Consider the following 334-nt stretch of genomic DNA (forward strand, 5'->3'; position numbering starts at 1 on the left):
TTCAATCCGTTTTACTTCTGAAAGCTCACTCACTGTTCCCATCTGGAATCTGCTATTATCAAAATCAATCCCGGTCAACCCTAACGGGGTTTTGCGTATGGAGGTTTCCAACATACACTACCCTGGGAACTCCGTTTGAGCGTTAACGTGATGGGTGGAACCCCCTCGCCAAGTCTAAAGCCGGCAATGGCACAGGCATGGGTAGCGGTAGCGTGAAGAACGAGGACGTGAACGAATGGACCATCGACAACCCGGCAACAGCCCTGTTCTCACGTCCTTTCAAAACGGAGTAGTTTTTTTCGACGTAAGGAAGGAGGTTGGTTTTCATTTCGTC

1 pseudogene is annotated in these 334 nt (G+C 49.4%); it reads right to left on the minus strand.

The features are described 5' to 3' along the window. Window positions 1-142 precede the first annotated feature (142 nt). Window positions 143-334: pseudogene (locus D0T87_RS24375) on the minus strand (hypothetical protein); the annotation flags it as partial.

Source organism: Bacteroides sp. 51 (assembly GCF_010500965.1).
GTDB lineage: Bacteria > Bacteroidota > Bacteroidia > Bacteroidales > Bacteroidaceae > Bacteroides.